Annotated in this window: 14 protein-coding genes; 5 read left to right on the forward strand and 9 right to left on the reverse strand. The window is 57.5% G+C overall.

What is annotated here, in order from left to right; translation table 11 throughout:
* Nucleotides 1-988 precede the first annotated feature (988 nt).
* Together PLAV_RS16850 and PLAV_RS16855 are read left to right on the forward strand one after the other, a co-directional pair.
* Entirely contained in the window at nt 989-3394 is a 2406-nt protein-coding gene (locus PLAV_RS16850) for a thiol-disulfide oxidoreductase DCC family protein (RefSeq protein WP_012112250.1), read from the forward strand.
* A gap of 31 nt (nt 3395-3425) precedes the next feature.
* A complete protein-coding gene (locus PLAV_RS16855; protein WP_012112251.1) occupies nt 3426-4250 on the forward strand; it encodes a phytanoyl-CoA dioxygenase family protein in 825 nt (274 codons plus the stop codon).
* Here PLAV_RS16855 and PLAV_RS16860 read toward each other — a convergent pair.
* Nucleotides 4243-5184 carry a glycoside hydrolase family protein gene (locus PLAV_RS16860; protein WP_012112252.1) on the reverse strand — a complete coding sequence of 314 codons (942 nt, stop codon included), beginning with the start codon at nt 5182-5184 and terminating at the stop codon, nt 4243-4245. The two genes, PLAV_RS16855 and PLAV_RS16860, sit on opposite strands and share 8 nt — an antisense overlap.
* A gap of 258 nt (nt 5185-5442) precedes the next feature.
* Here PLAV_RS16860 and PLAV_RS16865 point away from each other — a divergent pair, with 258 nt between their 5' ends.
* The gene (locus PLAV_RS16865; protein WP_168713214.1) at nt 5443-6519 is read left to right on the forward strand and encodes a class I SAM-dependent methyltransferase; all 1077 of its coding nucleotides are present in this window, start codon (nt 5443-5445) and stop codon (nt 6517-6519) included.
* A 20-nt stretch (nt 6520-6539) separates the two neighbouring features.
* Here PLAV_RS16865 and PLAV_RS19125 read toward each other — a convergent pair whose 3' ends face one another.
* From PLAV_RS19125 to PLAV_RS16890, 5 genes are all read right to left on the reverse strand, one after another.
* Nucleotides 6540-7463 (reverse strand): glycosyltransferase family 2 protein, encoded by a 924-nt coding sequence (locus PLAV_RS19125; RefSeq protein ID WP_012112254.1) that lies wholly within the window; start codon nt 7461-7463, stop codon nt 6540-6542.
* A 43-nt stretch (nt 7464-7506) separates the two neighbouring features.
* Nucleotides 7507-8643 carry a dTDP-4-amino-4,6-dideoxygalactose transaminase gene (rffA, locus tag PLAV_RS16875; RefSeq protein WP_012112255.1) on the reverse strand — a complete coding sequence of 379 codons (1137 nt, stop codon included), beginning with the start codon at nt 8641-8643 and terminating at the stop codon, nt 7507-7509.
* A 108-nt stretch (nt 8644-8751) separates the two neighbouring features.
* Nucleotides 8752-9366: a class I SAM-dependent methyltransferase gene (locus PLAV_RS16880; protein ID WP_012112256.1), complete on the reverse strand. Its 615-nt coding sequence runs from the start codon at nt 9364-9366 to the stop codon at nt 8752-8754.
* 10 nt (nt 9367-9376) lie between these two features.
* Entirely contained in the window at nt 9377-10333 is a 957-nt protein-coding gene (locus PLAV_RS16885; RefSeq protein ID WP_012112257.1) for a class I SAM-dependent methyltransferase, read from the reverse strand.
* A 56-nt stretch (nt 10334-10389) separates the two neighbouring features.
* Nucleotides 10390-10755 carry a DMT family transporter gene (locus PLAV_RS16890; RefSeq protein WP_049767821.1) on the reverse strand — a complete coding sequence of 122 codons (366 nt, stop codon included), beginning with the start codon at nt 10753-10755 and terminating at the stop codon, nt 10390-10392.
* Between the two features lie 320 nt (nt 10756-11075).
* Between PLAV_RS16890 and rnd the strand changes: the two genes are divergently transcribed.
* Entirely contained in the window at nt 11076-12230 is a 1155-nt protein-coding gene (gene rnd, locus PLAV_RS16895; protein WP_041536094.1) for a ribonuclease D, read from the forward strand.
* Nucleotides 12231-12274: 44 nt separating this feature from the next.
* Here rnd and ppx read toward each other — a convergent pair whose 3' ends face one another.
* Together ppx and PLAV_RS16905 are read right to left on the reverse strand one after the other, a co-directional pair.
* Nucleotides 12275-13771 carry an exopolyphosphatase gene (ppx, locus tag PLAV_RS16900; protein ID WP_012112260.1) on the reverse strand — a complete coding sequence of 499 codons (1497 nt, stop codon included), beginning with the start codon at nt 13769-13771 and terminating at the stop codon, nt 12275-12277.
* A gap of 33 nt (nt 13772-13804) precedes the next feature.
* Nucleotides 13805-16012 (reverse strand): RNA degradosome polyphosphate kinase, encoded by a 2208-nt coding sequence (locus tag PLAV_RS16905; RefSeq protein ID WP_012112261.1) that lies wholly within the window; start codon nt 16010-16012, stop codon nt 13805-13807.
* 137 nt (nt 16013-16149) lie between these two features.
* On the opposite strand from PLAV_RS16905, the gene PLAV_RS16910 reads away from it, so the two are divergent.
* Nucleotides 16150-16551 (forward strand): hypothetical protein, encoded by a 402-nt coding sequence (locus PLAV_RS16910; RefSeq protein WP_012112262.1) that lies wholly within the window; start codon nt 16150-16152, stop codon nt 16549-16551.
* On the opposite strand, the gene PLAV_RS16915 is transcribed toward PLAV_RS16910, so the two are convergent.
* On the reverse strand, nt 16548-17228 hold the full coding sequence (locus PLAV_RS16915; protein ID WP_012112263.1) for an HdaA/DnaA family protein: 681 nt from the start codon (nt 17226-17228) through the stop codon (nt 16548-16550). The genes PLAV_RS16910 and PLAV_RS16915 overlap by 4 nt on opposite strands.
* Nucleotides 17229-17230 lie beyond the last annotated feature (2 nt).

A 17230-nucleotide genomic window follows, 5' to 3' on the forward strand; every position in this document is an offset into this window, starting at 1 on the left:
CGGAATGGTCAGTTCAGCACCTATCTGCCGCACGACGGAACGCCAATCCGCAAGCAGGGCGTCGTAGTAGACGAAACTTCTATTCAGTCCGCGTGACGAAAACTCCGCATCAAGAGTGTGCCGAAGCCACAGAAGCAACCCCTCATTGAGGCTCATCCCGTCTCGACGGCGAAGTGAGATCGCAACCTCCATCGGCTCGCGCAAAGACAGAATAACGGAGGTTTGAACTCCCAGGCTTTTCAAGGTCTGCAGCCAAAGAGGTAGAAAGCGGCACATTCTTGGATCTTTGACAGCAAATAGTAGGGCGCTTCCAAACTCATCCTCAACTATGCGGGCCAATTTAATCGAGAAAGGTTCAGCGGCTGCTCCTGAAGACCAAGTGCTGTCAAACTGGCTCCAGTCATTCCACTCGCTTCCAGCCGCTGCCAGCAGGTTTTCATGAAAATGGTAGAGTTTGGCAGATTCCCAGTAACCGCGGCGATTCCATTCGTTGCCCCTTATGAGCGTGTTTGGCGCTGTAACGCCTAACGCGGAGAGGACCCCCGTCAACGCGGACGTACCGCTGCGGTGCATCCCCAAGACCAGTATTGCCCGCCGTGCAGCTTGTCCGTTCTGATCCATTAAAACGCGCTCCCCATCTAGCATTATCGGTGTCCTGTGAGCCCCATGCCGGCCTGCCCGTTCCGGAATTTGATCCTTCCAATAGACCAAAAGAGGATACTGACTTCGACGATGGCGGTTAACCCGTCGCGGCAATCCTGCCATATCCGCTGTATAGAAATGGCTCACAGCTTCCATTTTGTCCAAATTTCAGTAAACCTCGAAGCAGAGATGAGAAAGAATGGTGACAACGGAAGGGTTCCTAATGATACCGGGCTTCACCGATATTGGACCACAAACGGAGTTCCTGATTTTCTGGTCTCTCCTCCTCCTGTCCTTTGCGATTTCCGCGAGGTCAAGGTGGCTATCGGGGAGGATGGGTCGCGCCATGGCGACGCTAGCGGGCTGGGTCAGAAAAAGGCACGCACTTCCCGAACACGAAATTGACCACGATCTCCGAAAACTAGACATCGCCCGGATCGCGATAGGCGCTTTCGCCACCGGACGATACGGCCTCATCCTTTCCCTCGCGCTGTCGAATGGCTCCTACGACATCGTGCTTGTTGCCGGAGTTGCGACTGGTTTGTCGCTACTGGTGATGCTGGGTGTGGCAACACCGGTGGCACTTCTCTTGTTAATGAGCTCGGCCAACATTCTGATCGACAACGCGCTCGGGGCGTCGACGCTCGGTACCATGGTATTGTCCATCGCGCTTCTGCTTTTTCTCTTAGCGCCCGCCGGCCGCACACTTTCCATCGACAGTCTCCTCCACAAAGGCAACGGCACCTTCGCATGGGGAGTCGATGCAATGTATCGCTTCTTCGGTTCGGTTTCCGCCGACCGAATTCTGATTGCCAAGCTCGCTGCCCTGCTCGCCTATTATTGTCTTTGCCTCTATTCGATCAGCTGGCACATTCATGATGAGGCGTGGACCTCAGGCCTTGTCATTAACTGGGTCCTCCTGTCACCGGCCTCCAATCCACATTTTGTCGATCTCGCATGGGACGCTTATCAAGCGGCACCATGGTTTTTCGTGAATTTCTGCCGCCTCGCGATTGTCGGCATGGCATTCTGGTATGTGCTGCTCCTGCCAGGCCTCTTTCTCGGGGCCATAGTTCGCTATTTCATCATCTTGTGGGGCATCGCCTTCTTCCTGATCAGCACCTTCGTCCTGCCGCTCAGCTATCTGGGCTGGTACGAGTTGATCTTCTGGTTCGCGGTCTTTGCGACAGGACCAGTCTTCGGAAGTAATGAGACCAAGAAGCTTTCCGTACTGTTCGACGACCGTTGCAATCTGTGCGACCGGACAGTGAAGACGCTTTCTTGGTTCGACATCTTTGGTCGGCTTGTCTTTATGCCCATTCACCGAAACATGGTGACGGCGGAAAAGTTCGGTGTTTCGTTGGAGGAAGGGCTTACCGATCTCGTCGGGATTGAGGAAGCGACTGGTAAAAGATATGATGGCTACCGGCTCTACGAAACCGTCGCTGCACGAGTTTTTCTTCTCTGGCCTGCGTGGCCTGTCCTCTGGCTCGGTCGTAAGCTATGGATCGGTCCTGCCGTTTATCGTTTCATCGCCGACCGCCGCACTCGGCTTTTTGGTGTCTGCGAGTTTTCTACAATTCCCGACAAGTTTTCTCGTTTTGGACATTCCAAGAATATTGATCCGCAGTCTGGTGCGCCGGCATATTCAGCGGCCATTCACGCCGTGCTGGTCACCCTTGTCGTCCTTTCGACGGCTTTCTTGCTGCGTCTGCCAACATTCACTACCGCAGCCGATGAAATTGCTCCCGGCCGGTGGGCGGCATCAGCCTTCGGCGCGGCCCCTCTCGGTTTCGGGATTGGAAAAATCAATGTCTTCAACGAAAGCGACCTCGCGCTTTTTACACTACGGTTTTCGGCGACGATGCAGCCGTCGCTGGATATGCCGGAGGGCAATGTTTTGACCAAGCCTCTGTCGTCCCCTCATCTCTTCAACATGAGCGATCGGCAGCGGTATTTCATCATCAAACACGCCCGGCGAATGTCACGTATGAACCTGGGCTGCGACATGGACTTCTGGCGCGATGTATCACCCATGTACGTGGAATCTCTTTTGACTGCGGTCCAGGTTGTTCCCTACGCGGACTTGGTCGTAACAATCGGCAAGGTATCATGGCCATCCGCGAAAGACCTGGAGAGCTATACGGCCTTGTCGCCCGATGTCTATGACCTCTGCCACGGGCGCATTGATATCGAGACCGGCAATCTAATAAGCCTTGAGTTCGATCAGAATGGAGTAGATCGCGCGCTGCGTCGCATGGAATTGCCTGAGTTTCTCAAATCGGACTCAGTTCTTGTGGCTCTCAACTATCCATGTCTTGCAGACGCCGGATGGCTGAACACGTTGATCGACACCGACGGGGAGTTATTAAGGCAGTCCGAATTTGTGGCTTCATCAAGGGAGCTGCTGGTTTCGCGCTATGGCGAGTTTCAGATTAACTGCCTATTCAGAACCATTGCCATCATGCAGGCCCAGCCGGACCTCGATTTATATATACAAAGGAACGCCTCCCCTTCGCTCTGCCAAGCGGGAGTCGCGCTTGTGGAAGCGCTCGCCGAAGCGGCGACTCCCGATAAAAATTTGTACGAAAGCGTCGGAGCACTTCGTACCTCCGCCCTTGAGGCACAGGAACGCGGAGAAACGAATCTTTGCATCAGGTCTGCCGCTTCCGCAAGGCAACTCTATTTCGAACATATACTCAAGCCAGAGAGCTACAACGTCTGGCAGCAGCGTACCGCGAATAGCCGGTAGAATCCGATACACCGGCTTTCAGAAAGGGAACATGTCAGAGACATCACACTACGGTGTAAAAGAGCAGACACTTTCCGTGACGGCCATCGACCGGGCGATCGAGCAGCTCAGACTTCTTGGCTATGCCGTTCTAGACGGATCCTATAGCAGGGCAGAACTCACCCAACTACAGGAGGCGTTTTGCGCCGCGAGAAGGAAGATGGAGGAGCACTTCGGTGGCAAAGACTCACTTGAGAAAATAGACGAACATAACACGATCCGGATACCGATGATGTATGAGCGTGTCTTTCTCGATCTCGCGCTCAATCAAGCCATTATCGAGCTGTGCCGTCGCATGATCGGAGATTACTTTATTCTCAATCAGCAGAATGGCATATCGAATCCAGGCAATTCGACGCGCTATAATCAAGGAGCGTTTCACCGCGATCTGCCTTACCAACACTTTGTTTCGGATCGGCCGCTGGCGATTAATGCGTTGTTTTGCCTCGATGACTTCACGACGGAAAATGGCGCGACCTACGTCCTGCCTGGAAGCCACAAACAGTCCGCCTACCCTTCAGATGCGACGGTAGACGCGCTCAAGGTCCAAATTCCCGCTCCTGCCGGCAGTTTTATCATTCTCGACTGCATGCTTTATCATTCAGGTGGGGTCAACAGGACCGATCGCGAAAGACGTGCTGTCAATCACGTCTATTCGATCCCTATGCTCAAACAGCAGATAGACCTGCCTGCGGCATTGGGTGACACATTCAGCGACGATCCCGGCGTCCGTCAGCTTCTCGGTTACGACTCAACTGTCCCGCTGGATGTTGCCGCGTACTATAGGTCGCGTACGAAAAAGAAAGAGTTCAGCTAGTTTCCAGGACGGCTAGACCGAACCCGGTCCGACCATATCCGTTGCCGTTATATAGCATGTAGCGACGGCCGTGGTGATCAAAGACACATGGATAAGTCTGTTCACGATCATCCCAATCATCCGGACTGCCCGTCCACGCAATTCGTTCATCTTGACGCTGCCACGTCGCACCTTCGTCATCTGATATTGCAAAACCCAATTCATACCCCGGCCGCCGCCGCGCATACCACATAGACCAAATTCCATCGGCCTCCGCGACGACGCTAGGTCTGGACACCGCAAATTCTTGCGGGTCCTCAGCACCTTTCAACGGAATAGCCACCTTCCCGATAGCGGACCAGGAAAATCCATCGGAGGATTTCGCTTCCTTGATTACATGCTTCATCTCAAGGCCCACCTCTCCCCATGCGAGATGGCTGCCGTACCACATTCGATACTCCGAGCCACTACGCATGACCCATGGATAGCCGAGCGTAAAAGGATCGACGGCGGAACGACCGATGACCGGGACAATTTCCCGGCGGCGAAAAACTGCGTCACCCGTCCGGGGAGCGGTGGCGATTCCGATGAAGTTTGAAAAAGGTACCGACACCCCGACCGACCAGCCGAGATAGTAAGCAATTAGTTCGTTGTCCTTCTCGATCACACAACCAACCGAAACTCCATCAGCGTCGAAAGCCCCTCGCATACCCGGTCCGAGGAGAGGCCCTTTCGGGGCTGACTCTCTCTGGAAACCTTCACCGTCGAGCGAGAGTGTGACGCTGGCTAGCGACGACCTGCTCGTTGCATCCCGGACTGAGAAGTACACATCGATCAGGCCGTCACTTCTCACCAATGCCGTCGGATAGCTTGCGTGGCTTTGCCACCATGGCGCTGAAGCCTCTGGAGCAATCACACGCCCCAACCTGCGCCAGACCTGCTTCTTTTTGTCCATCGTCGTTTCTTTGTATGGGACCGCCGCCTGGGCGCTATTGAACGGGTACGCGCGCCGAATAACCGTCGATTCACGACGATAGCCTTCTTGGCCCTTGTCTGGAACTATGTCACACAACAAAGTTGCGAACAGCGCAGAATTACGGCGACAGCTTTTCGAGCCAGATAGCGGGGTTTTCGACGGATGCAGAGAAGCGAATCTTGCCCATCATGCGACGGTAACGACTGGCTGCCCTTGCCCGGCTGGTCGCGTTCCGCAATGCTTTCCGACGGACGTTTTCTCGAAGCCCAACTCAACAAGGAACATTGCCGTGACTGTCGCCTTGTGCGGCATGTAAGCCCACCATCGAAGGACCAGCTTGAGGCCATCTTCAAAGAAGGATACGAGCTCTATGCACATCCGGCCGGCGACAGTTTCGAAATGCAACGGCAGAGAAGATATGCGGACTGGATTCTGGCGCTGATCGGCGCGCGGCCTGTCGAAACTGTTTTTGAGATTGGAGCAGGCAATGGCTCGTTTTTGACAGAGCTCCATCGCCGAATGCCTGACTGGCGGCTCAAGGGCCTCGAACCCTCACCGATCGCCGCCGGCCATGCCCGCGAATCTGGCTTCGACATCCAGACCGGCTTGCTTCAGGACATCGACGTATCCGGTGCTGATGCGGACATAGTTCTCGCAATCAATGTCGTCGAGCATGCGCACGATCCGACGGCATTTCTCTCTCATGCAGTGACTGCCGTTGCGGACAACGGATGCCTTATCGTCGTCTGTCCGGACGGTGAGCGCCCATCGTCAGAGCTTCTGGTTTATGACCATCTGCACTCCTTCACTGCGCTTGCCATTGACAACATCGCAAGAAAGGCGGGGTTAACGATCACCCAGCGCGTTATCGCACCGGTCTCTCTAGGCCCGTTCCAAGCTCTTCTACTGCGAAGGTCAAGCGAAGCAGACGAATCTGCGCGCATTGGTGCGCCTGCCCAAGGTCTTTATGAATGGAGATATCGCTTTCTGCTGGCGTGGCATCAGCTCGATTCCGCACTTGTTCAACGTATCGAGTCGGCAGGTGGAAATGTTTGGGCATTTGGAGGCGGTGAAAGCGCACAGATGCTTCGCACCTATGCACCAGAAACATGGTCCCGTGTCGCGGGAGTTCTTTCGGACGTGCCAGGCTCCTTTGATCGGCAGCCGGTCCGCATTTATGGTCCTTCCACTGACGGACAACCACGCACTCTTCTTCTCGCCGTCCGGCCGGAGATTCAGGGCGCCGTCGCAAACCGGCTCACACATGATGGAAACAAAGTCGTTCAATGGGATGACCTAATACTCGGCGGCTGATCCCACGTCAGTATTATCACTCACAGCCAGCGCGAGTTGTCCTTTTCATGACAACATAGAGCGGCCGTCGCTTGGTCTGTTCGTATACTTGGCCTGCGAGCACACCCATAACTAAAACTGCCCCCGCCAACAGCAAGCCATAAAGTGCCGCCAGCGGTTTCCAGAACAAGTCCCCGGCGCCGGCTGCCAGCCCCCCCGAACAATAGGAGCGCCGTCACGCCCATCCCTATGGCACAGGCTGCCAGCAAACGTCTCAACGACTGAGAGTAGAACAACACACCCTGAAAGGAATGCCGGAGAAGGCTCCCGAACCGGTAGCTGGATTGTCCGATCTCACGTTTGTGCCTCTTGTAATCCGCATCGACGCCGTCAAAGCCTAACCAGTAGAGGATGAAGAGGTAATGCCTGTTTGGTTCAGTAAATCGCAGATAGGCGTCCACGGTGGGACGGGATAGCAATGTGAAAGTCCCATAGCGCGGATCGATTGCGCGTCCGGAAATCATTCTAAGGAACGCGAAATATAACTTGCCGGCCGCCATGCGCATCATCGACTGATGCTCTTCATCGCGCCTGCCGTAGACAAGTGCGGCTCCAGTTTGTGCCTTGTCCCAGAGAATCGGTATCGCTTCAGGCGGGTCCTGAAGATCAGCGTCCATGACGATGACCTTTTCGCCGCGACTCTCGGCCAGTCCTGCGGCAATGGCGATCGCCTGCCCGAAATTACGGCTGAGTCTGATGCCCGCGACATGAGTATCCTGACGGGCAAGGTCTACTATCCCCCTCCAGCCATTATCCGGACACCCGTCGTCGACCAGAATTATTTCATAGGAAACGGACATCGTCGCGAGAATGCGCGTAAGGCGCTGGTGCAACTCGCTAAGGGCGGCGCCGCATTTGTAAACCGGCAGGACAACGGAAAGATCTATTTGCGATTTGGTGCTCATCAGGCGTCGGTCCGCCGGGGGCGATCACTGGATAAGGAATACATCAAACCGGCAATCGCTCCACGGATTGAATAACCCTGCTGACATCATCTGGCGACAACTGCAGATGCAGTGGCAAACGGACCAGCCGGGCCGAAATTTCGTCGGTCACGGTCATCTCCCCACAACTCCGTCCAAACCTGAGGCCTGCGGGTGCAGAATGCAATGGGACATAATGAATGACTGCATTGATCCCGTCCCGCACGCCTAACTGGTCGAGCCAGATCTCGCGGTGCTTGGCCGTGGGAGCCAGGATGTAGAAAATATGACCGTTATGCGCGCAATGGTCTGGCGGATTGGGAATCGACAGCTTGCCCGTTTCCTGCAGAGGTCTGAAGGCGTCGTGATAGGCCTGCCAGAGTGCAAGCCTTTGATCTGTTGCCTGGCGGCCCACCTCAAGCTGAGCATACAGGAATGCGCTCGTAATCTCGCTTGGCAAAAACGACGATCCGACATCCACCCAATTATACTTGTTGACGATGCCACGCTTGTATTTGACGCGATTTGTTCCCTTTTCCCACAGTATCTCTCCGCGATCGATGAATTTAGAGTCGTTAATCATCAATGCTCCGCCTTCACCCGAAACTATGTTTTTTGTTTCGTGAAAACTGAAGGCGCTGAGATGGCCGAACGATCCGAGTGGCTTGCCACGATAATCTGCATAGAGACCTTGCGCGGCGTCCTCTATGACAATCAGGTCGTATCGCCTGGCGATCTCCAGAATGGCGTCCATCTCACATCCAACGCCAGCGTAATGAACCACCATGATCGCTTTGGTTCGGGAGGTGATGGCCTGCTCTATCAAGGTCTCGTCGATATTCAGCGTATCGCGTCTAATATCTACAAAAACCGGAACGGCTCCACGCAGCACCACAGCATTGGCAGTACTGGTGAAGGTGTAGGACGGCATGATGACTTCGTCGCCGACATGTAGATCCGCGAGCAGGGCGGACATTTCCAGAGCATCGGTACAAGATGGAGTGAGGAAACATGCCGAACTGCCGATGTGATCAACCAGATAGGAACTGCACAGTGAGGTATATTTTCCGTTGCCGGAAATATGCTGGCTTCTGATGGCGTCCTCAATGTACTCCATCTCGCGCCCGAGCACCGAAGCGACGTTAAATGGAACTACGGCCATCGCGCTCCGTCCCGGCACCACGCACCGATTGTCTGTGTCTTCCTCATGCACTTCCCCAAATGCATCCCCCGGCGGATGCGACCGACATTGCGCGATTCGTATCATATTTCAGGAGCGTATTTGCATGATCCAGTAAGTATACGGAATCCATGCCCGTTCTTTGAGCCACCCAGTCACGTCCCCAAAATGGCGCCGCGCCAGCTCTGTGTATCCCTCCGGACTACGGATGCTCTTTCCCCGGTCCTGCCCAACGATGAACCGCGCCAGCGGATTCTGGCCGGGCACGAAGGTACCGTCCACCGTGATGATACGCCCCCCCGGTTTCAGCCCGGAAGCGAAGGCATCAAATAATTCGTCGACTTCCGGGTCATCCAAATGGTGAAGGAGGCCCGTCGCCAAGATAAGATCGAAGGTACCAAATTTCGCGAGCGCTGCCTTGTCCAGAAGACTGGCCTGAAATTGCCCTCTCTCTCCCCACCTGTTGCGGGCCTTCTCGATATAGGGCTCGCTTATGTCAAATCCGAGATATTGTACATCCGGCATTACCGATAGAATGTCAGCCGTGCCGCAGCCGACATCCAGCACTCGTTCACCTGGCCGGGCCTTGATGAATTCGCGTTGCATCCATACCCGATTCCGGCGCGCGCCCATCAAGGTCTGCGCAAAATCATAAACCGTCGGGTTTGAAAGGATGGCAAGAATGCCTGACGTATCCTGGGCCATTAAGTTTCTTTCAAAGTTTCCTAGCGACCACCACGCGGCTCCCGCCGGCCGGCCAACGAATTCCCCTCTCCGTCATTGCCACCTCGGCTGTAGTGATGATCGCAAGCAACGAATTTATCAAAGGTGAAATTTCGAATTCCTGGCGCGCGATCTCGCGCGGGTCGCGGGTGTCCGGCGCGCCGCGAGAGAGGACACGACTCAGTGCCATAACAGGAAGGAGGCCCACGGTATAACTTGTTGAAAAGACGACGCTGAAACCGGCCCGTTCGAGCTTTTCTTCCATTTCACCGCGGCGATAACGGCGTTCGTGATGTGCCACCTCGTCCGAGGCGCTCCATAACGATGGATGCTGGGGCACGGTAGCCAGAAAAGTGCCTCCTCTCACCAACGACTTCGCTATCTCCGCCATTACATGTTCGTCTTCCGCTATATGTTCTAGCACATCGAAGGCGCCTGCTAGGTCGAAGCTATCTTTGAAGGGAATCCGCCGTGCATCGAGCTGCATCAGTTCGACATTGCCCGGCAGACGCTGCCGAGCAAGATGCAATCCGCGAGGATGGATTTCAGTACCCAGTATGCGGTCCCAACGGCGCGATAAGGCAAGCGCAGCAATGACATTGCCCGATCCGCAGCCGATTTCAAGAAAGCGTCGCGCGTCCGGCGCGTATTTTCTTGCAAGCGCAACGATAAGGCGACGGCGGGCGGCGAACCAGAAATGACCGAGCTCGGCGAGGGAAAGATAATCGAAATCGGCGGGATCAAATCCAGAGATCGTATTCGCAAGGTCCGGAGCAGCTAGCGCAATACCATCATCAAATGTCAATGCATGGCTGCAGGCATCACAGGTCCATCCGGGAGGCCAGCAGAGTGCGGATGCATCAAGGGGCTCGGCTGCGCCGCACCCGGGACACAAGCGGAAACCATGCGGCCATGCACCGGTAGATGGACTTTCTAAAATGGCCGTCATTTCCCTTCCCCCTGTCGCCCCTCCTCCGCGGAAACATCGTTCAGACGGATACTATATTATTTCGAGAGCGCCGACAGCGTTACGCCCATTACGATCAAGGTCAGGCCCGCCGCCTGCATCATCGGTATGCGTTCTCCGAAACAAACCACAGCGCCAATTGGCACCAGAACAAAGGAAAGGGCCATTAGCGGATAGGCGTAGGAAAGCCCCAGCTTGTCGATAGCAAGCATGTAGGCAATACTGGCTAGGAAGGCACCGGCCAACCCTGTCAGCACCCATGGATCCGTCAGCATACCGAAGATATAACCGAGACGTCCCGCGTCCGGTGCATCGGTTCCATGAAAACCGGACCGCCACTTCATGATGAGCTGGCCATAAAGCGACAGGCCCAGCGTGGCCGTAATCCAAAGCATTCGATCCATATGCACTATTTCCATCCCGACGAACCGGTCTACAGCGTGCCTTTTCGAGGGTAGCTTTTATCCATTGCCGCCCGCGCAGGACAAGCCGACCCAGCTCATTTAGTGGTCTAGATTTCCAGCTGGCGCAAGAAATAATCCTTCATCTTCCGCTCCCCTGAACCGACGATACGGGAGAGATAAAGCTCTCCCTCATGTCGTACCCACTTGAAAAAAAGAAGGCTTTACTTAATGTCCGGACGCGATATCGGCACCCTTGGCTCCGCCCCTATTCGGACGGCATGCCCGCGACAGACGCCACGGGATCGGCTATAGAGCTTTTCATGGAAATCATTACGACGAATGAGGCCTTGAGGGCCGCCTGCGACCGGCTCTCCACAGCCGGCTTTGTCACGGTCGATACCGAATTCATGCGGGACGCGACCTTTTGGCCGATTCTCTGCCTGATCCAGCTGGCGGGACCGAGCGACGAACTTATCGTTGATCCCTTGGCCCCCGATCTTGACCTCGCCCCCTTCTATGCGCTGATGAAGAATCGGAACGTGGTTAAGGTTTTTCACGCCGCGCGGCAGGACATCGAAATCTTCTGCCATGAGGGCAAGGCGATCCCCGACCCCCTGTTCGATACACAGGTCGCGGCTATGGTTTGCGGTTTCGGGGATTCCGTCGGCTACGAAACACTGGTCCGCAAGCTTGCCGGCGGCAGTGTCGACAAGTCATCGCGCTTTACGGACTGGTCGCGGCGGCCGCTTTCCGACAAGCAGCTTCAATACGCGATGGCCGACGTCACCTATCTCCGCACTATTTACGAGGTACTGGCGAAGCGACTGACCCATACGAAGCGTGCCCATTGGGTGGCCGAGGAAATGGCGGTACTCCAGGATCCCGAAACCTATGCGATGCGGCCGGAGAATGCATGGAAGCGCGTCAAGGCCCGATTCCGCGGCCAGCGTGGTCTCGCGGTGCTTGTCGAGGTGGCGGCGTGGCGCGAACGTCAGGCACAAGAGCGCGACCTCCCGCGCTCACGCGTGATGAAAGATGACGCTCTGGCAGAAATCGCGACGCAAATCCCGCGCACAATCTCTGACCTCGATGGGCTTCGCGCCGTCCCGAAGGGCTTCTCAAACAGCCGCTCGGCGGCAAGCTTGATGGAAGCCGTCGAGCGCGGTCTCGCCATGAAGGAAGAGGATATTCCGGTCGTTGAGGGGCCGGAACCTCTGCCCCCCGGCATCGGCCCGTTGGTCGAACTCCTCAAGGTTCTCCTCAAGATCAAATGTGAAGAGCACGACGTTGCGCAAAAGCTCGTAGCCAATGTCGCAGACCTCGAACTCATTGCCGCTCATTCGGAAGCAGATGTAGGGGCGCTCAAGGGCTGGCGGCGGGAACTCTTCGGTGAAGACGCGCTACGCCTTAAGCGCGGAGAACTTGCCATCGGCGTCAAGGGTAAGCGGATCGTGCTGATCGAGACGAAGCGATAGCGTTCCCCTTCTGACTGCCGCCCCACAAAGCCACAGGCGCCCCCTCACTTCCCCACCCGTATATCACCCTTCCGACCTATTGCCCGGCCGAGTGCCGCGAGGCGCTTCACGACAATTTCCCCGACCAGCGCCTCATATTTTTTTGGCACCACCAGCGTGATTGTGTTCTTGCCAATTTCGAAGCAGGTCTTCGGGAGCATGCCGAGCGTTGCGCCGGAAAGCGTGAAGGCAAGCCGGAGCGCGAGGCCCAACACCAGCGCGCGTTCATGGTCCCGTTCCGTGATGATCCCCGAGAGATTGCCAAGAAGTTCGGGCTCGCCCTTACCCTCGTGCCGGTGATAGCCAACGCGCGCGAGGAAAAGCCGTCCAGCGTGATCGATGCCGGAAAATGGCGCCAGCAATATCTGTGTCATCGCGTGGTGGGCGCGGTAGTCGGGATGCACGTACCAGCCGATATCGGCGAGAATGCAGGCAGCATGGCGCAGTCTAGCTTCCGCCGGCGTTTCTCCGAAAACATCGTCGGCGAAAAGCGGCGCCGTCCATTTGTTGAACTCATTCCCGTGCTGCGGAAAGCGCGCCAGCCGCCCGGCAAGGTCCCGGCAGCCGGCGAGCAGTGGGTCCTTGGCCTGCTCCTTCTTGTCCAGCCGGTCAAAGAGGATGCCCTCGCGAAGCCCGTAAGCTGAGATGATGACTTCCTTCGCTTTCAAAACTGCAATCAGCTTGTCGAGCACGAGCGCACCGAAAGGAAGGGCTTCCACGCGCCTTTCCGACACATCGGGAATTTGGGCCAGCGATTTCGGTCCAAGTTTCTCGATCACTTTCGAGATGTCGGTCGCATCGCGCGCCGGAATTACATATTGATGCAGCACATGGATCGGGTAGCTGCGCTGCGCCATATGGATGCGCGCCAGATTTCGCCAGACGCCGCCGACCGCATAGAAGGGCCTGCCCTGGAATTCCTTCAGCCAGTCCTGCTCGCCCAGCGCACGGTCGACTACCGCCTCGGCTTCCGCAAGGCTGCCATGCGCGAGATCGATCAGCCGGAGCGGGCCTAGCGGCAATGTAGCCCCCGTTCCCGACTTTCCGCCTGAAACGGGAACGAGCTCCAGGCTGCCACCGCCGAGATCACCCACGAGGCCATCCGCCTCCGGTATGCCGGAAAGTACGCCTTGGGCGGATATGCGCGCCTCATCGGCGCCCGACAGGAGCTCAATCTTGAAGCCACAAATCTTCTCTGCCCGGGCCAAAAACTCGGCCCCGTCTTCCGCGTCGCGCACCGCCGCCGTTGCCGCGACTACGAGGTGTGGCACACCTATCTGTTCCCGCAAGGCCATAAAGCGGCGCAGCCCGTCCAGTGCCCGGTCGATGCCTTTGGGGTCGAGGCGGCCCGTAGAGGCCAGCGACCTGCCGAGGCCCGCCATCACCTTTTCATTGAAGACGAGTACGGGGCTTCGTTCGGCACTCGCGTAGACGACGAGACGAACAGAATTCGAGCCGAGATCGACGATCCCGAACCTGCCACCTTGCTTTGCGCGGCTCACAGCACCTCCTCCGCCGTTTGCCGCAAGCTATCCTTACGCAGACTTGATGTCGAACTTGGGCGGAAGATTTTTCTTGAGGGAGGTGCCACGCCCGGAAAGGCTCGCATTGTTCATGAAATAGGTGTGCGCGTTGAAAGGCTCGTCCCCTTCGCGCACGGCGATTCGCCGGTACGACCCGTCCGGCTGCAGTTCGTAACTCTGCTGGTTGTCCTTCAGGTTGGCAACCATGATCTGGTCCATGACCTGGTCATGAACCGTCGGGTTCAGGATGGGGACAAGTATCTCGACACGCCGGTCGAGGTTACGCGGCATCCAGTCGGCGGACGCGATATAGACCTTTGCCTGGTCGTTCGGCAGTCCGTAACCGTTACCGAAGCAAACGATGCGCGAATGCTCGAGGAAGCGGCCGATGATGCTCTTCACCCGAATGTTTTCCGAAAGCCCCGGAACGCCGGGACGCAGGCAACAAATGCCGCGCACCACCAGCTCGATATGGACGCCAGCCTGACTTGCCCTGTAGAGCGTATCGATGATCTGCGCATCCACAAGCGAGTTCAGCTTCGCCCATATCGCAGCCGGGCGGCCGGCGCGCGCGTGTTCGATCTCTGCCTCGATGTCGGACAAGAGGCGTGAGCGCATGTTGAGCGGCGACACAGCGAGAAGTTCGAGGTCCTTCGGTTCGGCATAGCCCGTGATGTAGTTGAAGACCTGATAGGCATCGTGCGCGAGGCGCGGATCGCAGGTGAACATCGAGCAGTCGGTGTAGATCTTCGCCGTTACCGCGTGGTAATTGCCGGTGCCGAAGTGAACATAGGAGCGCAATGCGCCGCCTTCTCTGCGCACGACAAGCGAAATCTTGGCGTGGGTCTTCAGTTCGATAAAACCAAACACCACTTGCACGCCCGCGCGTTCAAGGTTCCGCGCCCAGACGATGTTGGCCGCCTCGTCGAAGCGTGCCTTCAGCTCCACCAGCGCCGTCACCGACTTGCCGGCCTCTGCCGCCTCGATCAGCGCCTGCACGATAGGGCTGTCCTTCGAGGTGCGGTAGAGCGTCTGTTTGATCGCCACGACATCGGGATCGGCCGCTGCCTGCCGGATGAACTGCACCACCACGTCGAAAGACTCGTAAGGATGATGGACGATGATGTCCTTGGAGCGGATCGCCGCAAAACAGTCGCCGCCGTGGTCGCGGATGCGTTCCGGGAAGCGCGCATTATAGGGCGGGAACTTCAGGTCCGATCGGTCATCGACGATAAGCTGGCTCGTTTGCGCGAGACCAAGCAGGCCTTGTACCGAGACAAGCTCACGCTCCGTCACGCCAAGCTCGTGCACCACGAACTGGCGGAGCGAATCCGGTGTGCGCGCCTCGATCTTCAACCGGATCACGCTGCCACGACGGCGGCGCTTCAGGGCGCTTTCGAAAAAGCGAACCAGGTCTTCGGCTTCTTCCTCGATTTCAATGTCACTATCGCGCAACAGGCGAAAGGCGCCCTGCCCGATCACCGTATAGCCGGGGAAGAGACGGTCGAGAAACAGGCCGATCATGTTTTCGAGGCTGATAAAACGGATGCCCTCTTCCCTGTCGCTCGCAGGCAGCCGGATGAAGCGTTTCACCTGTGTCGGAACAGGCAACAGCGCATCCATCAGCTTGCCGTCGGAAACGCGGCGCAGTTGCAACGCCAGCGCAAAGCCGAGATTGGGAATGAACGGAAAAGGATGCGCCGGGTCGATCGCCAGCGGCGTCAGCACTGGAAAGACCTGCTCGAGAAAGCGTGTCTCCAGCCAGGCGAATTCATCCGGTGTGACCTCATCCGGCTCCAGCACGAAAATGCCAGCCGCGCGCATCTCTATACAAAGCGCGACCCACTGGCGCTGCTGCTGGCCCATCAGGTCATTCGCCATTGTGTTCACAAGGTCGAGCTGCTGGGCGGGCGTGCAGCCGTCCTGGCTAAGGGTCGTCACCCCGGCGCTCACCTGGCCCCTCAGGCCGGCCACGCGGACCATGTAGAACTCATCAAGGTTCGATGCCGAAATCGACAGGAAGCGAAGCCGCTCCAGAAGCGGGTGATTGGTATTCTGCGCCTCTTCCAGCACACGCCGGTTGAAAGCGAGCCACGAGGCTTCCCGATTGATGAAGCGGTCCGGGCTATGCGCGCCGATCAGCGGTCCTCCGGCAGGTAGGGGCAGCGAGGGCTCCTCGGCCAAAGGTTCTGTGGCATGGCTGTTCGGCGCGGTGGTCATGAGATCACTTCTGCAAGAAACGGAGTAAGCCTCTGCTATCGCTTAAGTTTATGTCAAACACATGACTGAGTCATGACTGCGAAGCAAAAGGAAGCGAAGGCTGGGCGATTTTCGGTCAAAATGCCCAGGAGGCAGGGATGGGCAGGATTCCAGGGCTTTTCCTTCAGTTGCTGGTCGTTCTTCACGCAGGGTTGCTGCTCTGGGCGTTGACCGGGCTCATGGAGCTGGTGTTGCCCACTGTCCCATGGCCGCGCGTTGCCAATCCGCTCCTTCCCCGCCCCATGCTCCTCGCCCACTGGTTCTCGGTGCTGGCTGCCTCTCTCGCCTTTCTGGCCGGCTATACCGCGGGCTGGCGCCACACGCCCTTGGCCGTGGCGTTGGGCTATGGCGCCATGGCCATAGTCTGCTTCGTCGAGACGACGCAGTTTCTCGTCCATGACGGTCGCTGGCTCGCCATGGCGCTCGAATACGCGGCCTATCTGGGAATCGGCATATTTTTGTTCCGCGCATCTCCAGCGCGGAAGCGGTTCGGAGGCTAGAACTTCATCTCGTCCTGCGTCCCGAGGATTTCGGCGGCGAGCGGCACGGTGATCGGGCGCTTGCCTGAAAGCGAGGCGCGGTCGAGTTCCGCCACAGCATCGCGGGCGGCCCTTACCGAACGCTCGATCCGCGCGGCAAGCCAGGCGATCACGGCGGGGGCGACCCGAAGCTGACGGTCGTCGAAGAGCTTCACGAGGATGCCCGCCAGCAGCGCATCGTCGGGCGGGCCTAATTCCGCCTGTGGAACCGCCTTCAGCCGCGAGGCAAGGTCCGGCAGCGCCAGTGGCAGGCGGGACAGCGGCACACGGGCGGTAATGAGAAGGAAGGCACCCTCCTCCCGCACCAGATTGACGAGATGGAAAAGGGCCCGCTCGGCAGCCGCATCTGGCGCTGCAAGGTCTTCGAGGATGATCGTTCGCGCCGCCACCAGCGCCGGGACATCCGCCCCTGCCAGCGCTGACGGCGCCAGCGACACGGCGCCAGCCGCATTCCGCCAGACTTCGGCGAGATGGGTCTTGCCGCTTCCCTCCGGCCCCGAGAGCGCCACCACGCGGTCCGGCCAGTCCGGCCAGGCATCGATCAGCGCCACGGCGGCCTCGTTTGGCGGCGCAACGAGAAAATCCTCACGGCCGAAGGCCGGCCGGTGCCCGAGTTCAAAAGCGAGCTGGCGAGGCATCT

It is taken from the genome of Parvibaculum lavamentivorans DS-1 (genome assembly GCF_000017565.1).
GTDB classification, from domain to species: Bacteria; Pseudomonadota; Alphaproteobacteria; order Parvibaculales; family Parvibaculaceae; genus Parvibaculum; species Parvibaculum lavamentivorans.

Bases quoted from the DNA above. Each gene is read 5' to 3' on its own strand.
- PLAV_RS16890 (WP_049767821.1), bottom strand. From the start codon at position 10,755: ATGGATCGAATGCTTTGGATTACGGCCACGCTGGGCCTGTCGCTTTAT.
- PLAV_RS16865 (WP_168713214.1), top strand. From the start codon at position 5,443: ATGCTTTCCGACGGACGTTTTCTCGAAGCCCAACTCAACAAGGAACAT.
- PLAV_RS16910 (WP_012112262.1), top strand. From the start codon at position 16,150: ATGGGCAGGATTCCAGGGCTTTTCCTTCAGTTGCTGGTCGTTCTTCAC.
- rffA (WP_012112255.1), bottom strand. From the start codon at position 8,643: ATGGCCGTAGTTCCATTTAACGTCGCTTCGGTGCTCGGGCGCGAGATG.
- PLAV_RS19125 (WP_012112254.1), bottom strand. From the start codon at position 7,463: ATGAGCACCAAATCGCAAATAGATCTTTCCGTTGTCCTGCCGGTTTAC.
- PLAV_RS16885 (WP_012112257.1), bottom strand. From the start codon at position 10,333: ATGACGGCCATTTTAGAAAGTCCATCTACCGGTGCATGGCCGCATGGT.
- PLAV_RS16860 (WP_012112252.1), bottom strand. From the start codon at position 5,184: ATGGACAAAAAGAAGCAGGTCTGGCGCAGGTTGGGGCGTGTGATTGCT.
- PLAV_RS16850 (WP_012112250.1), top strand. From the start codon at position 989: ATGGCGACGCTAGCGGGCTGGGTCAGAAAAAGGCACGCACTTCCCGAA.
- PLAV_RS16915 (WP_012112263.1), bottom strand. From the start codon at position 17,228: ATGCCTCGCCAGCTCGCTTTTGAACTCGGGCACCGGCCGGCCTTCGGC.
- PLAV_RS16905 (WP_012112261.1), bottom strand. From the start codon at position 16,012: ATGACCACCGCGCCGAACAGCCATGCCACAGAACCTTTGGCCGAGGAG.
- PLAV_RS16855 (WP_012112251.1), top strand. From the start codon at position 3,426: ATGTCAGAGACATCACACTACGGTGTAAAAGAGCAGACACTTTCCGTG.
- PLAV_RS16880 (WP_012112256.1), bottom strand. From the start codon at position 9,366: ATGGCCCAGGATACGTCAGGCATTCTTGCCATCCTTTCAAACCCGACG.
- rnd (WP_041536094.1), top strand. From the start codon at position 11,076: ATGGAAATCATTACGACGAATGAGGCCTTGAGGGCCGCCTGCGACCGG.